This window comes from Arenibacter latericius DSM 15913, assembly GCF_000424985.1.
Classification (GTDB): Bacteria; Bacteroidota; Bacteroidia; order Flavobacteriales; family Flavobacteriaceae; genus Arenibacter; species Arenibacter latericius.
Genome location: NZ_AUKX01000048.1, coordinates 18,238 through 38,877 on the forward strand (window position 1 = coordinate 18,238; position 20,640 = coordinate 38,877).

Genomic DNA, 20,640 nt, shown 5'->3' on the forward strand with positions numbered 1-20,640 from the left:
GTCATCTCCTTTCCCTCACTCAAATATTTAATAGGTTATACTTTATAGAAAGGAGGCTTAACAATTACTGCTGGTACCGTCTTTTTCCTAATTTGGATAAAAATGGAATTTCCAACGCTTGAAACTTCTGTGGGAACAAATCCAAGTCCAATTCCTTTTGATAGGGATGGAGACATCGTTCCAGAAGTTACTTTTCCTATAACGTTACCATCTTCGTCTACTATTTCATACCCATGTCTTGGAATTCCTTTTTCTGTAAGTTCAAACCCAATAAGCTTTCGTTTTGGTCCAGCTTCCTTCTCTTTGGCGAGGGCTTCGCTATTGACGAAATCTTTGGTGAATTTAGTAATCCACCCCAAACCTGTTTCCAAAGGGGAGGTAGTATCATCAATATCATTCCCGTAAAGGCAGTAACCCATTTCTAATCTTAAAGTATCTCTTGCAGCCAAGCCAATAGGTTTTATCCCATAATCGGCACCAGCTTCAAATACCTTCTCCCATATTTCCTGAACTTCCTCGTTCTTACAATAGATTTCAAATCCACCAGATCCGGTATATCCAGTTGCGGAAATGATAACATGCGGTTTGTCAGCAAAATCAGCTACTTCAAAGGTGTAAAACTTTAATGCCGATAGGTCTACCGAAGTTAGTTTTTGCATGGCTTCTACTGCCTTTGGCCCCTGAATGGCTAATAGGGAGTAGTCTTCGGAAATATTACGCATTTCTGCACCAATTTCCTTATTGTATTTGCTGATATGCTCCCAGTCTTTATCGATGTTGCTCGCATTTACCACCAATAAATATTGGTCTTCTTTCATTTTATAAATGATAAGATCGTCTACTATACCTCCTGTTTCATTGGGAAGACAACTGTACTGCGCTTTCCCAATAGTTAACTTGGAAGCATCATTTGAACTTACTTTTTGAATTAGGTCTAAAGCTTTTGGACCACTAATTAGAAACTCTCCCATATGGGATACATCAAACACCCCTACACCATTTCTAACGGTTTCGTGTTCTGCATTTACTCCTTCATAGGATACGGGCATGTTAAATCCAGCAAAAGGAACCATTTTAGCTCCTAATGCCTCATGAGTTTTAGTTAAGGCTGTATTTTTCATTTAATTAGTTTAAAAGGTAAAAGTATCGAAAATTAATCGATGTAAAAATGCAAGCAGATTTTTGTTTTCACAATTTAGTGTTAATCAATACGGATTAAAAAGGGAGTCAGATTAACTAATCTTTATATCTTAAACCTGAGCAAACCTTATTTAGTACTCAAAAAGTCTTTTACCTCTTGATAGTTAGAGATACGTATAGATTTTTTCTTTTTACCTAAAAGCTTAGCAATACTATCAGGCATTTCTATATTTTCTTGAATAGTATCCTCTACCACATCTAAAAACTTTACTGGGTGAGCGGTTTCTAAAAATATACCATAATATTCTGGATGTTTATCCAGATATTTTTTCAGCCCTAAATAGCCTACGGCTCCATGTGGATCTGCTACATAATTATAATCATTATATAGGGAGAGCATCGCTTGCTTAGTCTCCTCATCAGTAAAGGAATAAGAGCTTAAGTTTTTGGATAGTTCTTGGAAATTATCCTTGTATAAATGTCTAATCCGAATAAAGTTACTAGGGTCTCCTACGTCCATGGCATTAGAAATTGTGGCAATGGAGGCTTTTGGATTGTACGATCCAGTGGCCATAAAGTGGGGAACAATATCATTTGCATTGGTGGCGGCAATAAAGTGTTTGCACGGCATCCCTAGTTTTTGCGCCATAATCCCTGCGCAGATATTTCCAAAATTTCCGCTTGGTACTGAAAATATAATTTCCTTACCTAAAGATTTAGCATGTTTATAGGTGAAAAGGAAATAGAACATTTGCGGAAGCCATCGGGCAACATTAATACTATTGGCAGAGGTCAGTTGCATTTTTTCTGTGATATCTTTGTCTAGGAAGGCCGATTTTACCATTTCCTGACAATCGTCAAAGGTACCATCTACTTCTAAGGCGGTAATGTTTTTGCCTAGTGTGGTTAATTGCTTTTCCTGAATATCACTTACTTTTCCACTTGGGTAAAGTATAACAACTTTAACTCCCGAGACACCTAGAAATCCGTTTGCCACCGCTCCACCTGTGTCACCAGAGGTAGCTACTAGAACGGTTATTTCAGTGCTTTTTTCATTGGAAAAATATCCTAGGCAACGTGCCATAAATCTAGCGCCAACATCTTTAAAGGCCATGGTAGGCCCATGAAAAAGCTCTAGAGCACCGATGTTGTTAGTGATAGGTACTACGGGGAAGTTGAAGTCTAAAACGTCCTCCAAAATCTCCTTTAATGCCTTTTCGGGAATATCATCCCCTACAAACTGCTGAATAGCTTTAAGGGCAATCTCGTGATTGGATAATGATTCTATATTATCAAAGAAGGAAGCGGGTAGGGGTTGGATGTCTTCAGGAAAATATAATCCCCTATCTGGTGCTATGCCTTTTATAACAGCCTCTTTAAAGGAGACCATTGGTGCTTTTTTATTTAGACTGTAATATTTCATTTGTGTGGTGTTTTATTCTTCAATTGATATAAGGGAACTAACTTATAGGATCTTGATTCCGTCGGTATTTATTTTTGAAACGTGTACATCGTAGTCTACGCCTATTTTTTGATATACGTTCTTCATGGCATTTGCTACTTTTAGGGCATTTTCTTCCCCTCTACTCAGCGCGAAAATTGAAGGTCCTGATCCTGAGATTCCACAGCCCAAAGCACCTGCTTCCAATGCATTTTCCTTTACTTTATCAAAGCCAGGTATAAGTATAGAACGTATAGGTTCTACAATATGATCTACAAGGGATCTGCCTATCAATTCATAATCACTAGTATAAAGTCCGGCTATCAATCCGCCAACATTTCCCCATTGTTTAATTCCGTCTTCTAGAGATATATTTGTTTTTAGAATTCGTCTAGAATCAGAAGTTTTCACTTCTATTTGTGGATGAATTACGGTGGCGTAGAGTTCCGTTGGAGTGGGAATTTTAACAATGTCTAACGGGTGGTAACTGCGTACTAAGGTAAAACCGCCAAATAGGGCAGGAGCAACATTATCTGCATGGGGTACTCCGCTCGCTAACCGCTCACCTTCCATGGCAAATTTTACCAATTGTAAATTAGAAAAAGGACGGTCTAAAAGCTCATTCATTGCCCATACCGCTCCAGAGGAACTAGCAGCGCTACTTCCTATTCCACTTCCAGCTTTAATTTTTTTGTAAATTTCAATTTCGAAACCGCCATTGTAATTGCTTTCCGCTAAAAATGCTAAACCAGCTACTCCAGCTACATTTTGTAGGGTTTCAGTAGGTAAGTCTTGTCCGGTAAGTTTGGTTATCTTTATTCCTTTTTTAGGAGTTTTTCTAATGATGATTTCATCACCTACGGTCTCTAATGCCAGCCCTAATACATCGAAACCGCAGGAAATATTTGCGATTGTGGCTGGCGAAAATATCTTTATCTCGTTTGAATTCATATTCTTCTGAATTGTAATTAATTAAAGGTAGCTCTTTCTCTAAATAATTTTAGAAATTGGCTAGGTGTCATTTTGGTTAAAAATTACCCACACGGATAATATCGGCAAAAATACCAGAGGCCGTAACATCGGCTCCTGCTCCCGCTCCTTTAATAATCATTGGCTGGTTGGGATAGCGTTCAGTATAGAACAAAACAATATTGTCACTGCCTTCTAAATTATAAAAATCGTGTCCTTTGGGGATGCGTTGTAGTCCTACACTTGCTTTGCCATCCTCAAACTGAGCTACATACTTTAGTTTGCTATCGGCTGCAACTGCTTGTTGATACATTTCTTGGAAGGAAGATTCATGTTCTTTTAACGTTCTGAAAAAATCCTCGTTGTTGTTAGTTTCTAGACTCTCTTTTGGTAAGAACGGTTGGTTTTCAATATCTTCTATATCTAAAACGTTGCCACTTTCCCGGGCTAGAATTAGAATTTTTCTCATAACGTCTATCCCGCTAAGGTCAATTTTTGGATCTGGTTCTGTATAACCTTCTTGCTGTGCTGTTTTAACCACATCGTGGAAGGTTGTGGTGTCATTAAAGTTATTAAATACAAAATTTAGACTCCCAGAAAGTACGGCCTGTATTTTTAATATCTTATCACCAGACGCAACTAAATTCTTTAAGGTATCTATAATAGGTAGTCCTGCGCCTACATTAGTTTCAAAAAGGAAAGGAGCATTGTATTTTCGAGCTAAATCTTTTAATTCTTGATAATTAGTGAATTGGGAAGAGCAGGCTATTTTATTACAGGTAACTACAGAAATGCTGTTCTTTAAATAGGAATGGTAGGTTTTAGACACCTCTTCACTAGCGGTATTATCTACAAAAATACTATTCCTGTAATTTAGCATCATCACCTTGTCATAGAATAGGGCTTTATCTGCTTTTTCTCCTTCAGCTAATAATATTTCCCAATTTTTTAGGGATATGCCGTCCTCATCAAAAAGCATTGTTCTAGAGTTAGATATACCAATTACACGGATGTTTAGTTTTAGTTTCTCTTTTAAATATTTCTTTTGAAGTTGAATCTGATTTAAAAACTTGGCTCCAACATTACCAACTCCCATTACAAACAGGTTCAACTGTTTTACATTTTCTTCAAAAAACTCTTCATGTAAGCTGTTAAGTGCTTTTTTAACATCTGATTTTAAGATTACAGCAGAAATATTTCGTTCCGATGCCCCTTGTGCAATAGCTCTAATATTTACATTGTTCCTACCCAAAGTGCTAAACATTTTTCCACTTAACCCTTGGTGGCTTTTCATATTATCCCCTACCAAGGCAACAATAGCAAGGTCTTTTTCGGTTATTACCGGCTTTATCTTCCCACGGGAAATTTCAAAATCGAAGGCTTCGTTAATTATGGAAACTGCCTTTTGAGTGTCCTGATTAGAAATTCCTACACATATAGAATGTTCCGAGGACGCCTGAGTAATTAGAACCACGCTGATATCGGCATTGGAGAGCACTTCGAAAAATCGCTTTGATATTCCAGGAATGCCTACCATGCCTGGTCCTTCTAAAGATAATAAGGCCACTTCCTCTATATGGCTTATTCCTCTTACAGTTTTTCCTTGGCCATTAGTACTTCTTGAAATTAAGGTGCCTGGCTCGTCAGGTTTAAATGTATTTTTAATAATAATTGGAATGCCTTTAGACAGTACTGGCTGTATCGTAGGAGGGAATAAAACTTTTGCTCCAAAGTGGGACAGCTCCATAGCTTCTTCATAGGAAATTTTAGGAATGGACATCGCTTGTTTTACTATTTTTGGATTTGCTGTGTACATGCCACTTACATCTGTCCAGACTTGCAGCGCTTCTGCATCTAAGGCATTGGCGACGATTGCTGCAGTATAATCTGAGCCACCACGCCCTAAAGTAGTAGAGTCCCCAGAAACAGAGGATGCAATAAACCCTCCCATCACTAGTACTGTGTTTTTATGATCTTTTAGGGCTTCCAAGCAATTGCTATTGGTGAGCTGAAAGTTTACCGTATTTTTACCATGAGACACATTGGTCTTTATTATTTCTCTACTGTCTATATGTGCTGCGTCTATACCCTCAGCTATAAAATGCTCGCTAATGATATAAGACGATAGCAATTCCCCATAGCTCACAATTTTATCAGAGAGCTTGGGGGTTATTTCTCCAATTAAAAAAGCACCTTCTAACAAGGTTTCCAAGGTGTTTAGTTCACTTTTCACCTTACTGAGCATCTTGCTCTGAGAGTGGATTGGTATTAGTTCTTTTATGGTGTTTAAATGCCTGTCCTCGATTTCTTTAAAGGAAGTTTTATAAGAAATGTCTTGGGTGCATGCCAAGGCTGCTGACGTTAATAAAAGATCGGTAATTCCGCCAAGGGCAGAGACTACAACAATAATTTTGTCGGATTTCTGATTGGCGATTATGTTTTTTACTAAATTGATATTCTTGGCATTGGCAACAGAAGTGCCACCGAATTTTAGAACTTTCATGGTTCGATTGGATTAAAAAATAAAACTGATTCGTGAGAAAAAATGAAAAAACGGACGTATATGTAGTAGCTTACCCCAATGGGGTAATAGTACCGATAACGGTAATAGCAGTATTACCATTGAATAATGGTAAAATGCTTAAATTGATGTCCGATTTTATTAAAGTCATGGTGTTGTTAAAGAATCAAATGTAGTATTTTTGATTGCTCTATCAAATACTTAATCTAATTTTTATGATATTGATAAATTTAACCTAATATTCTTGTTAAATGAAGATTTTTAATGCCAAAGAAATATATGATGCTGATAAAATCACATTAAAAAGACAGAGTATAAATGCTGATGCTCTAATGGAAAGAGCTGCCATTCAGATTTTTAACTGGCTGCATAACTATTTAAAAGACTCTAAATCTCCCATTTATATTTTCTGTGGAGTGGGTAATAATGGAGGGGATGGTTTGGTGGTTGCACGGCATCTAATACAGCATGGATATAAGGTTGCTGTTTATATCATAAACTTTAGTGAGCGGCGGTCTAAAGAATTTTTAACTAATCTAAATAGGCTAGAGAAGTTGAATGTGTATATCACTAATATGGACGAGTTTTCTAGTTTTCCGCAATTGGAGGAGAAGGCAATAATCCTTGACGCTATTTTCGGAATTGGCCTGGAAAGAGATGTAGCTCCATGGATTTTAAACGTTTTCAGGGAAATTAATAAGTCTAATTCATTTGTTATATCTGTTGATATTCCTTCTGGTGTTTATATGAATCATAAGGTTCCGGAGGTTGATGAGGCCATTAAATGTAATCACCTTCTTAGTTTCCAAGTGCCAAAACTTATATTTTTTCTTCCAAATACGGGGGTGTTTCTTAATAGTTGGGAGCTCTTGGATATAGGGTTAGATCAGGAGTTTCTTTATAATGCACCATCTACTTTCCAATATGTAGCTAAGGAGAACGCCTTAGCCTTATACCGTCCTAGGGAGAAATACTCTCACAAAGGTACCTATGGTCATTCATTAATTATTGGCGGGAGTTACGGGAAAATTGGAGCCGTAATATTGGCTTCAAAGGGATGTCTTCATTCTGGTAGTGGACTAGCAACTGCTTTCGTTCCCAAATGTGGCTATATACCGCTGCAAACTGCAGTACCCGAATTAATGGTGCTTACTGATGGCAATGATTTAGAAATTGATAATATTAATTTTGATTTTACGCCTTCTGTTATTGGTATTGGGGTGGGAATGGGAACTAGTGATAATACTGTAAAAGCATTTTCTCAGTTTTTAAAAAATAACACTATTCCCTTGGTTATAGATGCAGACGGGCTAAATATTCTTTCTCGGAATCCAGAGTTACTTCTTTTGTTGCCGCCACAAACGGTTCTTACGCCACATCCTAAAGAATTAGAGCGAATTTTGGGGAGGTGGAAAAACGATTTTGATAAATTGGAAAAAGTAAAACAATTTTCTGAAAAGTACGACTGTGTTGTGGTGATTAAGGGTGCGCATACCATTACTATTTATAAGGATAATGGGTATGTGAATTCTACTGGGAATCCAGGAATGGCAACAGGAGGTAGTGGAGATGTGCTTACAGGAATAATCTCTGGCTTAATTGCGCAGGGATATACAGCTCTAGATGCTGCTGTACTTGGGGTGTTTCTACATGGTAGGGCAGGTGATATGGCTGTAGAGCAATGCGGAATGTCTGCAATGCTAGCTACTGATATTACAACGCATATTGGAAAGGCTTATTTAGAATTGTTAAGCTAAGTATTTGTATGGTTTGCCTAGGGGTTGGGTAAGATACTGGCTAGAAACTTTAGTAAATGTGAGTGTGGTAATATAATGTTATTTAGGATCGGATTCTTCTTTTTATCCATGCTAGCGCATTGTCTAAATCGATGAAAAATTTCATGTTTTTCTTGTAAAACAACCTTTCTATATTGAAATTATGCATGTCTATTTCCTTTATGGATACCACTGCAAGGGCTTTTAGATTTTCTATTTCCCGAAGTTGATTGTAAATCATTGGGTCTATAGCGTAGGAGTATTTGCGTAAGCTTATAAATCCAAAGTTTTTATCCCTAAAATGGATTTCTATGATGCCTAGAATTTGAAATAATCGCTCTCCATTAACGGTGGAACCTTCGTCAAAAATGGAAATCATATAATCGTCATAGACCTGTATTTTGCCAATCTCTAATTGGTACTCTCTAACGATTATAGTTTTATTCGGTCTTTCGACTTTCATTTATGGTGGTTTATATAGTGTCTCTTAAACGAATGTATAATTAAGAGTCTCTATTTTAAAAAGTATTAGATTAAAGACTTAATAATCGTTTATATGGAAAACAAAGAAATATTTTGTATATAGATTCTTACATTAACTGTTTAAAACCTTTTCATATTTCTAAGTGTGGTAAAGGGGTATTAGGAGGGGTGAAAAAATTAAAAAGGAGTAACAAATATTTGCTACTCCTTTTTAATAGATACTTATATGTTAAGGGCTAGATTAAACTAAGCCTGTAACTTAGATTTAGTTGTCATTTTAGCGTAGCCTCCAATTAAGTTTTGGATTCTTCGGCTTTGTTAATTTTGATGGTAAGCTCTTTCTTATCTTCATCTAAATCCATGTTAATGGTATCGCCTTCTTCTAATTTGGAGTTAACAATTTCCTCTGCTAGTGCATCTTCAATGTATTTTTGAATGGCTCGCTTTAATGGTCTTGCTCCATATTGTTTATCGAATCCTTTTTCGGCAATATAATCCTTTGCTTTTTCAGAAAGAATAAGGTTGTACCCTATATTTTTAATTCTAGCGAACAGCTTTTTAAGTTCAATATCTATAATTTTATGGATATCTTCTCTTTCTAAGGCGTTAAAGACTACTACATCGTCTATTCTATTTAAGAATTCAGGTGCAAATGCTTTTTTAAGGGCATTCTCAATTACACTCTTTTTGTGAGAGTCTGCTTGAGCCTTTTTCGCTGAAGTTCCAAAACCAACTCCCTGACCGAAGTCTTTAAGTTGTCTCGCACCGATGTTAGAGGTCATTATAATGACCGTATTTCTAAAATCGACCTTCCTGCCTAAACTATCGGTAAGGAAACCGTCGTCTAATACTTGCAATAACATGTTAAAGACATCTGGATGTGCCTTTTCTATCTCATCTAATAGAATTACAGAATAGGGCTTACGGCGTACTTTTTCTGTTAACTGTCCGCCTTCTTCATATCCAACATATCCCGGAGGTGCTCCTACTAATCTAGAGATTGCAAATTTCTCCATGTATTCGCTCATGTCTACTCGTATTAAGCCATCTTCAGAATCAAATAATTCTTTTGCGAGTATTTTTGCGAGTTGTGTTTTTCCAACCCCGGTTTGACCCAAGAAAATAAAAGAGCCAATAGGTTTATTAGGATCCTTTAATCCGGCACGGTTTCTTTGTATGGCTTTCGCTACCTTAGAAACTGCATCATCCTGGCCTATTACATTTGCTTTAATTATTTCCGGTAATTTAGCAAGTTTATTGCTTTCCGTCTGTGCAATTCTGTTTACTGGAATACCACTCATCATAGAAACAACATCGGCTACGTTATCCTCAGTTACTGTTTCTTTATGGAGTTTACTATCTTCTTCCCATCGTTCTTGAGCAAGTGCTAAATCTTTTTCAATTCGCTTTTCATCGTCTCTAAGCTTGGCAGCTTCCTCATACTTTTGTTTTTTAACGACTGAGTTCTTTAGTTCCCGAACATCTTCTAGTTTTTTCTCTAATTCTAAAATTTGTTTTGGCACGTCCATATTAACGATATGTACTCTAGAACCGGCTTCATCCAATGCGTCTATAGCTTTGTCTGGTAGAAACCTATCCGTCATATACCGGCTTGTAAGTTTTACACAGGCAGTAATTGCTTCTTCTGTATAAATTACATTATGATGTTCTTCATACTTACCTTTAATATTCTTAAGTATCTCAATAGTTTCTTCAACGGTAGTAGGTTCTACTAGTACCTTTTGAAATCTTCTCTCTAAGGCACCGTCTTTCTCGATGTACTGACGGAACTCGTCTAAAGTGGTTGCGCCAATACATTGAATCTCACCTCTTGCTAAGGCAGGTTTAAACATGTTGGAAGCGTCTAAGCTGCCAGTAGCTCCTCCTGCACCAACAATGGTGTGAATTTCATCAATAAATAAGATAACATCGTCATTTTTTTCCAATTCGTTCATCACCGCTTTCATGCGTTCTTCAAATTGGCCACGATATTTTGTCCCAGCTACTAAAGAGGCTAGGTCTAGGGTTACTACTCTTTTATTGTATAGAATCCTAGATACCTTTTTATTAATAATCCTAAGAGCTAAACCTTCTGCAATAGCGCTTTTTCCTACACCAGGTTCACCTATTAGTAGGGGGTTGTTCTTTTTCCTTCTACTAAGTATTTGTGATACTCGTTCAATTTCTTTTTCACGTCCCACTACAGGGTCTAGTTTGTTTTCTTCTGCCATTCTGGTCAGGTCCCGTCCAAAATTGTCCAATACTGGAGTTTTGGATTTCTTGTTTCCCTTTGGAGTGCTAGCGCCAAATGTGCTTTCTTTCTCCTCATGGGAATCACCGGAATCACTAGGAAAGGATTCCGAGGTAGGGGAGTCTATAAAATCATCATCACTTGTAATCATAGATTTAAATTGATCTTTTACCCCATCATAATCTACTTTTAACTTATGAAGTAGTTTGGTAGTGGGGTCATTCTCATTGCGTAAAATACAAAGCAATAGATGCGCTGTATTAATAGAGGAGCTTTGAAAAAGCTTTGCCTCTAAAAATGTTGTTTTTAACGCACGCTCTGCTTGTCTGGTAAGATGCAGGTTCTTTTTGTCCTTTTGTACACTTCCAGAATTGGGGTTTGCCGGACTTAGAATTTCCACTTTTCTCCTGAGGTGGTCCAAGTCTACGTCCAAGGCATCTAAAATGCTGATAGCTTTTCCGTTGCCATCCCTAAGTAGTCCCAACATTAAGTGCTCAGTACCAATAAAGTCGTGCCCCAATCTTAGGGCTTCTTCTTTACTGTAAGCAATAACGTCTTTAACTCTAGGGGAAAAATTGTCGTCCATAAAATATCCTTTCAGCTTTAAAAATAGTAAATCTATATCAAACTATGGCAAATACTATACCTAATATTAAATAAACTCATTATAGTGATAAAAAAAATCAATTCATCTAAAAATTTCTACTTAGAATTTGTTAATCTTATCTTTGCTCACAAGTGTTGATAAATACTTTACAAAAGTATGGCATAATTGCGATGATAGTGTCGATTTTATGTATATTGTCGTGCTTTTTTTAACTAATTATAGAGAAGATTTTAAATGGCAGAAAGAGAAAAATTAATTTCGGTTAACATTGAAGATGAAATGAAATCTGCGTACATTGATTATTCAATGTCCGTCATTGTGTCACGTGCCCTGCCAGATGTCAGGGATGGTTTGAAGCCAGTACATAGAAGGGTTTTATTTGGGATGCATGAGTTGGGTGTTAGGTCTAATAGTGCCCATAAGAAATCGGCGCGTATTGTTGGTGAGGTGCTAGGTAAGTACCACCCACACGGTGACACCTCTGTATATGATTCCATGGTGCGTATGGCACAGGAGTGGAGTTTACGGTATATGTTGGTAGATGGCCAAGGTAACTTTGGATCTATAGATGGTGATAGTCCGGCAGCTATGCGTTATACGGAGGCCCGTATGCGTAAAATAGCGGATGATATGTTGATTGATATAGAAAAGGATACGGTAGATCATCAATTGAATTTTGATGATTCGCTAAAAGAGCCAACTGTTTTGCCTACTAGGGTTCCCAATCTATTGGTGAATGGTGCTTCTGGTATTGCGGTAGGGATGGCTACAAATATGCCGCCTCATAACTTATCTGAAGTTGTTGATGGTACTATTGCTTATATTGATAATCATGATATTTCTATAGATGAAATTATCACTCATATTAAAGCACCAGATTTTCCAACTGGTGGTATCATTTATGGGTATGATGGCGTTAAAGAAGCTTTCCACACAGGGCGAGGACGTGTCATGATGCGTGCAAAAGCTCAATTTGAGGAAGTACAAGGGAGGGAATGTATTATTGTTACAGAAATCCCTTACTTAGTAAATAAGGCCGACATGATTAAGAAGACAGCGGACCTTGTTAACGAGAAAAAAATTGAAGGGATTGCTTCCATAAGGGATGAGTCGGATAGAAACGGGATGCGTATCGTTTATATACTAAAAAGAGATGCTATACCTAATATTGTACTTAATACCTTATATAAGTATACTGCATTACAATCTTCTTTTAGTGTAAATAATATTGCACTTGTAGGTGGAAGACCGCAATTATTGAACATCAAAGAGATCATTCATTATTTTGTAGAGCACCGTCATGAGGTAGTAGTACGACGTACTGAGTTTGAACTGAAAAAGGCAGAAGACAGAGCTCACATATTGGAAGGTCTTATTATTGCTTCAGATAATATAGATGAAGTGATTGCCATTATTAGAGGTTCTTCTAACGCGGAAGAAGCAAGAGAGCGGTTGATGGAGCGTTTTAAACTTAGTGAGATTCAGGCAAAGGCCATTGTAGATATGAGGCTGCGTCAATTAACCGGACTGGAGCAAGATAAACTAAGAGCTGAGTATGAGGAGATCATTGCCCTTATAACAGAATTAAAGGATATTTTGGCTAGGAAGGAACGTAGAATGGAAATCATTAAGGAAGAGCTACAAGAGATAAAGTCTAAATATGGAGATGAGAGACGTTCTGAAATAAATATTGCTGGTGGGGACTTAAGTATGGAAGATATGATTCCAGATGAGCAAGTGGTTATTACCATTTCCCATGCAGGTTATATTAAAAGAACACCATTATCAGAATACAAAACACAGAATAGAGGAGGAGTGGGTCAAAAAGCTTCTTCTACAAGAAATGAAGATTTCTTGGAGCACTTGTTCGTAAGTACTAATCACCAGTATATGCTGTTCTTTACGAAAAAAGGTAAATGTTTCTGGATGAGAGTGTACGAGATTCCGGAAGGTACTAGGACATCTAAAGGACGTGCTATCCAAAACCTTATCAATATAGAAAATGATGATATGGTTAAAGCCTTTATTTCTACCAAAGATTTAAAGGATGAAGAATACATAAATAGTCATTATGTAATTATGGCTACTAAAAAAGGAGTTGTTAAAAAGACTTCCTTGGAGCAGTATTCAAGACCAAGACAAAATGGTATTAATGCAATTGGAATTAGAGAAGGGGATGAGCTGTTAGAAGCTAAACTGACCACTGGTTCTAGTCAGATATTCTTAGGGCTTAAATCTGGAAAGGCCATTAGATTTGAAGAGAATAAGACAAGACCGATGGGAAGAAATGCATCTGGTGTTAGAGGTATAACCCTAGACAGTGATAATGATGAGGTGATAGGAATGGTTGCAGTCCATAATTTTGATGAGGAGATATTGGTTGTTTCTGAAAATGGATATGGAAAACGTTCCAGCATCGAGGATTATAGGGTAACCAATAGAGGAGGTAAGGGTGTGAAAACCATCTCTGTTACCGAAAAAACTGGAGATTTAGTTGCTATTAAAAACGTTTCTGATGCAGATGATCTTATGATTATCAATAAGTCTGGTATCGCAATTAGGATGAGCGTGGAGGATTTAAGAGTTATGGGACGTGCTACTCAGGGAGTGCGACTTATAAATATTAAAGGGAAAGATTCTATTGCAGCAGTTGCTAAAGTGATGAAGGACGAAGAAGAAATAGAGGATGTTGACAATTTAGATGTTGACAGCTTGGATGTTGACAGCTTGGATGTTGATTCTACCAATGAGGATGGCACGACTCTTGATAATAATGAAGAGCAAACTGAAAAAGAATAACTATAAACACTACTATAAATTAATCTTTTTGAAATGAAAACAAATATTTTAATACTATCCACTATGTTTTGCAGCGTAGTAGGATTTTCTCAGAAAAGTGAAATTAGAACTGCTGATAGGGCTTTAAGGTCTGGTAATGCGGCAGAGGCGAAAGCTGCTCTAGAAAGTGCTTCCTCTTTAATAGATGGGGCTAATGACAAAATGCAAGCTGAATACTATCTTTTAAAAGGTAAGGCATATTCAGAACTAGCTAAAAAAGGAGAAGCTGATGCTTTTGATGTTGCTATAGCTTCCCTTAGAAAGGTAGGTGAGGTTGAAAAAGCCAATGGCAGATCTAAATACACCTCAGAAGCTAATGAAAAGCTTGCTGGTATGACAGTTGATTTGGTAAATGCAGCTGTAGAGGATAATAATAACGAAAGGTTCAAAGAAGGAGCAGAGAAGCTTTATTTGGGATACCAATTAAGTCCTAAAGATACTGTTTACCTTTATTATGCTGCCAGTAGTGCAGTAAATGGAGGGCATTTTGAGCAGGCTCTTGAGTACTACAATGAATTAAAAGAACTTAACTACGATGGGAGCGGAATAGTTTATAAGGCTACCAATGTTGAGACAGGTGAAGTTGAGGAGATGGATAAAACTCAAAGAGAGTTAATGGTAAAATCTGGCGCTTATAAAGATCCTGTAGATGAAAAAACACCTTCTAAAACAACAGAGATTGTTAAGAACGTTGCATTAATTTACACGCAATTAGGTCAGGATGATAAAGCTTTGGAAGCCTATAAGGACGCTAGAGCTAAAGATCCAAAAGATGTTAACCTTATTTTGAACGAGGCTAACTTGTATTATAAAATGGGAGATAAGGAGAAATTCAAGTCTTTAATGGCAGAAGCTACAGAAGTAGCTCCAGACAACCCAGACCTTTTCTACAATATTGGAGTAATCAATATGGAGCAAGGTAATATAGAAGAGGCAAGAGCGGCTTATAAGAGAGCTATTGAAATTAACCCTAAGTATGTAAACGCTCAGCTAAACCTTTCTACTACCTATGTAAATGAAGGGAATAGCCTGATTGATGAGATGAATTCTTTAGGAAATTCTAAAAAGGATATCGCGAGATATGATGAGCTAAAAGAGCAAAAAGATAGCTTATTCCGTGATGGTGCTATTATTTTAGAAGATGCTATTAAAGAATCTCCTGATAATCAAGGGATTTTAACGCAACTTAAAAATATATATGGAGCGTTAGGTGATAATGAGAACTTTATGCGTGTAAAAAAGCTTTTAGGTGAGTAATTAGCGCAAAAAATATAATACCTAAAAAAAGCCGTCTGTTAAACGACGGCTTTTTTATTTTATTAAATTATCTTTTTTATTACTCTTAAACTATGGGTGTAGGTGTTGGCTTCGGAACTAAAAATCCCAGCATGATCTAGTCTATCTAATCTTACTTTTCCATAGGAGTGAATAATATAATTGTTATCCATTATAATTCCTACATGGTCTATAATACCCTCATCATTGTCGAAAAAGGCCAAATCCCCAGGTTCACTTTCTTCTATAAAGCTTAGTGCCTCCCCTTGTTTAGATTGTTCTTCAGCTTCCCTTAAAAGTTGGTAGCCGTTTATTTTGTACACCATTTGGGCCAGGCCAGAAGAATCTATACCGAAGGCGCTCTTGCCACCCCATAAGAACGGGGCGTTTAGATAGAGTAATGCGGTTTCTATTAATTGACCTCTTCCTTGGTATCCATTAGAGCATGAACCGTCAAAATAATGCTTTAAAACCTTGGGTTCTAATATAGTTGACCCTAGAACAATAGGTAAAAGTACGCTAGTGTCGGTTTCAATAAATGAAATTAAGTCTGAAGAAATTTTTGTGTCTTCAGCATTCTCTATTTCTAAATATTGCTGTTCATTGATAAGAACAAACTGTTGATTATTGACCCAGCCTTCATATCTGTCGAACGCAATACGGATCCTGCTCCATTTTTTTCGTTGTTCTAGGACTTTAAAATGTTCCCCATACAACAATTGAGTTTTCATTTCCCCACTATCCTCTGGAATGGAACGTACTGGGACAAGGCTGAGGTGGCAAATACCGTACTGCATTGATTTGCTTTACAAGAACTTATTAATTTTTTTCTATGATTATTGCTGAAGCTCCGCCACCACCATTACATATGGCAGCTGCTCCTATTTTACCATTGTTTTGTTCTAAAACACTCAGTAGGGTAATGATAATTCTAGCGCCAGAACAGCCAAGTGGATGTCCTAAAGATACTGCGCCGCCGTTAACGTTTACTTTTTCGTCGCTTAGGCCTAATATTTTCATATTAGCAAGTCCTACAACTGAAAAAGCTTCGTTAAATTCGAAGAAGTCAACATCTTTTAAATCAATTCCTGCTTTGGTTAGTGCTTTAGGCAGTGCTTTTGCCGGTGCGGTAGTAAACCATTTTGGTTCATGGGCAGCATCTGCATATGCTTTTATAGTAGCTAATGGAGATATACCTAATTCTTTAGCTCTTTCTGCACTCATTAAAACAAGCGCAGCAGCACCGTCATTTATAGTAGAAGCATTAGCAGCTGTAACTGTTCCGTCTTTGGAAAATGCCGGACGCAGGCTCGGTATTTTATCAATCTTTACATTTTTAAATTCTTCATCTTCAGTCACCATTATAGGTTCTCCTCTTCTTTGGGGTACCTCTACGGGAACTACTTCATGGGCAAATTTTCCGTTGGCCCACGCATCTGACGATCTTTGGTAAGACTGTATGGCAAAATTATCCTGGTCTTCTCTGCTAAAATTATATTCTGTTGCACAGGCATCTGCACAGGTGCCCATTGCTTGTTGGTCATAGGCATCTACAAGGCCATCTTTTTGTAATCCGTCCTCAAGACTGGCAGGACCAAATTTCTGTCCGTTCCTTAGATGAATGTAATGTGGAATCATGCTCATGTTTTCCATCCCACCAGCTACAACTATCTCATTGTCGCCTACTGCTATGGATTGGGCCGCTTGCATAACTGCTTTCATTCCCGAGGCACATACCTTATTCACTGTAGTACAAGGCACGGTGTCTGGAATACCTGCGAAAAGTGCTGCTTGTCTAGCTGGGGCCTGTCCTACACCTGCCTGTACAACATTTCCCATAAGTACCTCTTCTACTAGTGAAGGAGATAACTTAATCTTGTCTAGTGCACCTTTTATAGCAATAGCTCCTAGTTTAGGAGCGGGAACGGTGGACAACGACCCCATAAAGCTTCCTATAGGGGTTCTAGCCGCAGAAACGATCACAACATCTTTCATTGAATTCGGATTTTTTGTTCTTTGCGAAATTAATAAAATAATGCGCAATGAGATGGGCAACTGAGTAATAATCTACAATTTTATATTTTAATACCCTGCTATATGTTTTAGGTTCATTGTAGGGTGATATTGTGCATTGTAATCGAAAGGATAAATTTGGTTACTAGGTAGAGTAATGTGTCTAATGTGTAGATTTAATATAATATTCTCTATTTTTGACAATATATACTATTGGAATGCGCACGTTTTTAGACCGCCTTTACAAAAACCAATCACTGGTTTATAAATACTTTCTTTATTTTTTCACTGTTTTTGTTATAGTGTTTTTCTTTCCTCGTGGAGGTAAGTTTAAATACGAGTTTCAGAAGGGTAAACCTTGGCAGTATGATAATTTTTATGCCCCTTTTGATTTTTCCATAAACAAAGGTGAAGCGGAAATTAATAAAGAAAAGGAAAAAATTAGGGCTGGTAGAGTAGATTACTATAACTATGATGAACAAATCGTTAAGGAGGTAGATAGTATCATCCAATTAGAGATCCCAATGATTTTTGATGATGGTAATTATTCCTATCTCCAAATAAACCAATTTCAACAAGTTGCAAAGGAAATGGTGGATGAGCTCTACAATGTTGGGATTCTTTCCAAAGTGGGGCGTCCAACAAATAGAAGTAGCCTATATTTATTAAAGAACAACGAGGCAAAAAAACTACCAATAAATAGTATTTATAAGTTATCTGATGTAAGTAAAGTGGTAGAGAACATTTTGGCCCAAAAGAATCTTTCCAAATTAGAGCCGGAATTCCAACAGTTGTTTTTTAGCACAATTAAACCTAATCTAAGTTTCAATGAAGACCTTTCTAATAAAGAATTAGAGGCAGAATTCTCTAAGATTTCTTATAGGTTGGGTAATGTAGATGAAGGGAAACTGATTATCGCTAAAGGCGAAGTGGTAGAAGAAGAGGATTTAAGGGTATTAGAATCCCTTAAAAGTGAGTATGAATCCAAATTATGGGGTAAGAACAATCAATATTATGTGATCTTTGGCTATACAGTTTTAGTAGCAATGGTATTGACTATGCTGTTCCTTTTCCTGAAAAAATATCGTTATGAGGTTTTTCAGGACAATACCAAAATTACATTTATTGTGGTGAATATCCTTTTAATGGTGTTTGTCACAACTATAATTGTAAAATATAACGAAAGTCTAGTATTTGTTGTTCCGCTTTGCATTCTCCCTTTAATACTTAAAACCTTTTTTGATGCTAGACTAGGGCTATTTGTACATGTGCTTACTGTTTTAATTTTGGGGTTTGTGGTGCCTAATAGTTATGAGTATATATTTCTACAGACCTTGGCTGGGATTGTTACCATTTTATCGGTTTCAGAATTATATAAAAGGGCCAATCTGTTTATTTCTGTAGGGCAAATTACTCTGATTTATATAGTTGGGTATTTTGCCTTTCATATGATTCATGAAGGTAATATAGATGATATTCAATGGATGGCATTTGGATTTTTCTTATTAAATGGGATGATCACTTTATTTGTACAGCCCTTGATTTATGTATTTGAAAAAATATTTGGTTTGGTGTCTGACGTATCCTTGTTAGAATTGTCTGATACTAATTCCAAATTATTAAAAGAACTCTCTAATAGGGCGCCGGGAACTTTTCATCACTCTTTGCAGGTTGCTAATTTGGCTGAAGCTGCTGCGAACGAAATTGGAGCCAATGCTATGTTAGTTAGAGTTGGTGCTCTTTATCATGATATCGGAAAAATGAACAATCCAACATATTTTACCGAGAATCAGATTACCAATGTTAACCCTCACGACGATTTAGAGCCTATAGAGTCGGGTAGGATAATTATAGACCATGTTATCCAAGGAATAGAGATAGCGCGTAAAAACAATGTCCCAGACCGTGTAATTGACTTTATACGCACTCATCATGGGACATCTTTGGTGTATTACTTTTATAAAAAGCAAAAAGCGCTACAAGAGGAAATAGGAGGAGAAGTAAATGATGCGGATTTTAGGTATCCTGGTCCGGCTCCCTTTTCTCGTGAAACTGCCATATTGATGATGGCCGATTCTGTGGAAGCGGCTTCTAAGAGTTTAAAGAATCCTTCTTTTACAGGAATTAATGATTTTGTTGAAAAAATAGTAAATGGGCAGATTTCCGAGAATCAATTTTTAAATGCAAATATTACCTTTAAAGAGATAGAAACTATTAAGAAAGTGCTGAAACAGAAGCTGATAAACATCTATCATTTAAGGGTGGAATATCCCGAATAAAAATTATTTAAAAAAAGATGTGAAAAAAGTTGGTTAATCGTAAATGAAGGTATACATTTGCAACCGCAATTTAATGCACGATCTTGAAGATTATGGGAGAGGTGCCGGAGTGGTAACGGAGCAGATTGCTAATCTGTCGACGGGTAACTGTCGCCAGGGTTCGAGTCCCTGTCTCTCCGCTTTTTTTTAAGGAATCACAATGGGTAACCATTTCGGGGTGTAGCGTAGCCCGGTCATCGCGCCTGCTTTGGGAGCAGGAGGTCGCAGGTTCGAATCCTGCCACCCCGACAAACCTAGCAATAGGACAAACTAAAACACTGTTAATCGTATGATTATCAGTGTTTTTTTTGTGTGTGCCTAGCATGGGCGATATCTATAGGGTGCAAGTCCCGAACACGCTCTAGCAGTGGGAAGTGTTAGCCTAAAGCAAGGGTGTCCATCGTGAGGTGGAATCTGAAGGGATCATGACCAATTGTTGTGTTTATGCAAACAATGAACCTTAAATATTATTTCAAATTAATAAAGTTTTACATATACGATTAACTGAGTTTTACTCAAATATATTCTTTCATTTTACTCAAGTGGTTTTTTATTGATTTTTATCGGATTTCGTGAATCTGCGATTTCTTTGCTTGTCCGATGAAACCGACGAAGAAGGTTCATGAATACATTAATGTAAAAATAATTAACAATGAATAAAACGAACAGGGCATTAACCCGCATTATTCACCAAGAGTTTTTTCTTCAAGGAATTTGAGGATAAATTTTGCATTCCCTGGATTAAGGTAATTTTCCGGGATAGTTTTCCAGCTGTTAGATGAACCTTCTGTAAATTTTAGTGCAGATATGACTATTTTTAGTCCTGATATTGTTGAAATTTCCCGATAAGGCATAGGTATCCCAAGACTGATAAACAGTGAGATGAGTAACTTTTAGCCAGAGAGCAATTCCTGGAATAGATGCTGGTACACAAAGGCTTTGGAGAGCCGGTAATAAATTCTTCTTTTGGTTATTTTAATGGTAGCACCTATTTTCAGCAGGTGAGTCC

The 20,640-nt window shown here is 37.1% G+C and carries 13 protein-coding genes and 2 tRNA genes; 7 read left to right on the plus strand and 8 right to left on the minus strand.

What is annotated here, in order from left to right:
- Positions 1-35: 35 nt before the first annotated feature.
- The 4 genes from gcvT to thrA form a co-directional block, all read right to left on the minus strand.
- Entirely contained in the window at positions 36-1,121 is a 1,086-nt protein-coding gene (gene gcvT / locus H344_RS0113705; protein ID WP_026810840.1) for a glycine cleavage system aminomethyltransferase GcvT, read from the minus strand.
- Positions 1,122-1,267: 146 nt separating this feature from the next.
- On the minus strand, positions 1,268-2,563 hold the full coding sequence (gene thrC, locus H344_RS0113710) for a threonine synthase (protein ID WP_026810841.1): 1,296 nt from the start codon (positions 2,561-2,563) through the stop codon (positions 1,268-1,270).
- A gap of 42 nt (positions 2,564-2,605) precedes the next feature.
- Positions 2,606-3,532, minus strand: a complete 927-nt coding sequence (locus H344_RS0113715; protein ID WP_034256672.1) for a homoserine kinase — start codon at positions 3,530-3,532, stop codon at positions 2,606-2,608.
- 76 nt (positions 3,533-3,608) lie between these two features.
- Positions 3,609-6,053 (minus strand): bifunctional aspartate kinase/homoserine dehydrogenase I, encoded by a 2,445-nt coding sequence (thrA, locus tag H344_RS0113720; protein ID WP_026810843.1) that lies wholly within the window; start codon positions 6,051-6,053, stop codon positions 3,609-3,611.
- A 32-nt stretch (positions 6,054-6,085) separates the two neighbouring features.
- Here thrA and H344_RS21720 point away from each other — a divergent pair, with 32 nt between their 5' ends.
- On the plus strand, positions 6,086-6,247 hold the full coding sequence (locus H344_RS21720; RefSeq protein ID WP_157378284.1) for a hypothetical protein: 162 nt from the start codon (positions 6,086-6,088) through the stop codon (positions 6,245-6,247).
- A 75-nt stretch (positions 6,248-6,322) separates the two neighbouring features.
- Positions 6,323-7,828: an NAD(P)H-hydrate dehydratase gene (locus H344_RS0113730; protein ID WP_026810844.1), complete on the plus strand. Its 1,506-nt coding sequence runs from the start codon at positions 6,323-6,325 to the stop codon at positions 7,826-7,828.
- 82 nt (positions 7,829-7,910) lie between these two features.
- On the opposite strand, the gene H344_RS0113735 is transcribed toward H344_RS0113730, so the two are convergent.
- Positions 7,911-8,309 carry a hypothetical protein gene (locus H344_RS0113735; protein ID WP_026810845.1) on the minus strand — a complete coding sequence of 133 codons (399 nt, stop codon included), beginning with the start codon at positions 8,307-8,309 and terminating at the stop codon, positions 7,911-7,913.
- Between the two features lie 313 nt (positions 8,310-8,622).
- Positions 8,623-11,166 (minus strand): ATP-dependent Clp protease ATP-binding subunit, encoded by a 2,544-nt coding sequence (locus H344_RS0113740; protein WP_026810846.1) that lies wholly within the window; start codon positions 11,164-11,166, stop codon positions 8,623-8,625.
- A gap of 255 nt (positions 11,167-11,421) precedes the next feature.
- On the opposite strand from H344_RS0113740, the gene gyrA reads away from it, so the two are divergent.
- Together gyrA and H344_RS0113750 are read left to right on the plus strand one after the other, a co-directional pair.
- Positions 11,422-13,986, plus strand: coding sequence for a DNA gyrase subunit A (gene gyrA / locus H344_RS0113745; RefSeq protein ID WP_026810847.1), 2,565 nt, complete (start codon positions 11,422-11,424; stop codon positions 13,984-13,986).
- A gap of 33 nt (positions 13,987-14,019) precedes the next feature.
- The gene (locus H344_RS0113750) at positions 14,020-15,282 is read left to right on the plus strand and encodes a tetratricopeptide repeat protein (RefSeq protein WP_026810848.1); all 1,263 of its coding nucleotides are present in this window, start codon (positions 14,020-14,022) and stop codon (positions 15,280-15,282) included.
- Positions 15,283-15,344: 62 nt separating this feature from the next.
- On the opposite strand, the gene H344_RS0113755 is transcribed toward H344_RS0113750, so the two are convergent.
- Positions 15,345-16,097 (minus strand): C40 family peptidase, encoded by a 753-nt coding sequence (locus H344_RS0113755; protein ID WP_026810849.1) that lies wholly within the window; start codon positions 16,095-16,097, stop codon positions 15,345-15,347.
- A 22-nt stretch (positions 16,098-16,119) separates the two neighbouring features.
- Positions 16,120-17,295, minus strand: coding sequence for an acetyl-CoA C-acyltransferase (locus H344_RS0113760; protein WP_026810850.1), 1,176 nt, complete (start codon positions 17,293-17,295; stop codon positions 16,120-16,122).
- Positions 17,296-17,531: 236 nt separating this feature from the next.
- Here H344_RS0113760 and H344_RS0113765 point away from each other — a divergent pair, with 236 nt between their 5' ends.
- From H344_RS0113765 to H344_RS0113775, 3 genes are all read left to right on the plus strand, one after another.
- Positions 17,532-19,592 (plus strand): HD family phosphohydrolase, encoded by a 2,061-nt coding sequence (locus H344_RS0113765; protein WP_026810851.1) that lies wholly within the window; start codon positions 17,532-17,534, stop codon positions 19,590-19,592.
- Positions 19,593-19,687: 95 nt separating this feature from the next.
- Positions 19,688-19,771: transfer RNA gene (locus H344_RS0113770), tRNA-Ser, on the plus strand.
- A 34-nt stretch (positions 19,772-19,805) separates the two neighbouring features.
- A tRNA-Pro gene (locus H344_RS0113775) sits at positions 19,806-19,880 on the plus strand.
- Positions 19,881-20,640 lie beyond the last annotated feature (760 nt).